Genomic DNA, 1,719 nt, shown 5'->3' with positions numbered 1-1,719 from the left:
GCCACGGCCCTGCACGGTCCGGTGTGCGTCCTGGCGGGCGCGGGCACGGGCAAGACCCGGGCGCCACGAACGAGAAAGCGATGACGACGATCAACGCCAGCGCCTGCTCGCCGAGTAGTCCTGCGCCGCCGCCGAAGAAGAGTCCATCGCGGCCGATCGAATTGATCGCCTTTTCGCCGAACAAACCGAGAAGGAGGGAACCGAGGATGCCGCCGATGAAGTGGACCGCGATGACGTCGAGCGCGTCGTCGAACTTGAAGATCGACTTGAGCGCGAGCGCGAAGTGGCAGACCAGTCCGGCAAGCGCGCCGATCGCCAACGCGGAGAAGGTGCTGACGAAGCCGGCGCATGGAGTAACGGTCGCGAGACCGGCTACCGCGCCGGTGATTCCACCGATCGCCGTGGCCTTGCCCTCGGTATACCTTTCGATGACGAGCCAGACGACCATGCCGCCCGCTGCGGCGATGTGAGTGTTCATCAAGGCTTGTGCCGCAACACCATCGGCGGCCAATCCGTCGCCTGCGTTGAATCCGAACCAGCCGAACCACAGGATGCCTGCGCCGATCAACGCCAGAGGCACCGAGTGCGGGACTGCCTCGGCGTTGGGCCATCCCGGACGTTTACCGACCACCAGCAAGATTGCCAGGGCGGCGGCGCCGGCGGATGCGTGGACGACAATTCCGCCGGCCCAGTCCTGGGCTCCGCGGAGCGCCAACCAGCCTTCGGGATTGAAGAGCCAGTGCGCAATCGGGGGGTAGACGATGATCGACCACAGCACGAGCAGAACGGCCCAGCCCAAGGGCTTGAGCCGGTTTGCGGTCGCACCGGTGATCAGCGCGGGCGTGATGATCGCGAACATCATCTGATAGACCACGAACGCCAGAGTCGGTACCGCGACTGCACCTTCGATCAGGTGGAAGCCCGGGGCGGCGGCAGTGTGTATGTCCTGCAAGCCGAACAATTTGAGGTCACCGAGGAAGCCGGAACCCCAGTCTCCACTGAACGCGAAGCTGTATCCGAACACGACCCAGGTAATCGAGACGAGTCCGAGTGGGACGAGGTTCTGCTGCAACATGACGAGCGCACTGCTACCACGCACCAGACCGGCGTAGAAGAAGGCGAGTCCGGGAACCATGAAGAGAACCAGACCCGCGGAGATCAGCACCCACGCCGTGTCCCCACTGTCTATCACTGCTTCGGCTAACACCATTTCCATCGACATCGACGACCTCCGAGCATTATTCGGACCTGAACAAAGTCATTGGTTAGAGCAGCAATTCGCGATGTTCCGGTTCGCTGCGACAGTACGCTACGCCCCATAGTTGCACCTTCTCAGCAAAATCGGGGGAACATCCGGTTTTCACGTTTAGTAGAGCATTGTTCTGGGAAAAGATGGGACTTTGCCTAAACATTGCGGACGCTCCACAACCTGCAATTGCGAGACTAATCTCGCCGAAAGTGGTTTAAGTCCTGCAAAATGGGGAACGTAGCCGCAGGTGAGCGCCACTTTCGGAGCAGAAATGCCGTTTCCAGCTCGGGACTTAGCTCCCTAACCAAGACAATCGCGAGCACCTTATTTGATTACCAACGTCGGTGACCCGCCTATCCAATCGGGTAGGTAATTTCACCGAACATCTTCTCACCTGTTCAGATGATTAACCTTCACCGCACTGAGGGCAATCCTGTCGTTAATATGTTCTTAATCCGTACTGGATATTT

Annotated in this window: 1 pseudogene; it reads right to left on the bottom strand. The window is 59.7% G+C overall.

Features of this window, described 5'->3' with window-relative positions:
* Positions 1–121: 121 nt before the first annotated feature.
* Positions 122–1,135 (bottom strand): annotated as a pseudogene (locus tag ABT116_RS44410) (ammonium transporter); the annotation flags it as partial.
* Between the last annotated feature and the right edge of the window lie 584 nt (positions 1,136–1,719).

The organism is Streptomyces sp. NPDC002130, from assembly GCF_040296465.1.
In the GTDB taxonomy this organism is placed as follows: Bacteria; Actinomycetota; Actinomycetes; order Streptomycetales; family Streptomycetaceae; genus Streptomyces.
The sequence above is the reverse complement of the archived record's forward strand: the minus strand, read 5'-3'. Positions and strand labels throughout refer to the sequence as shown.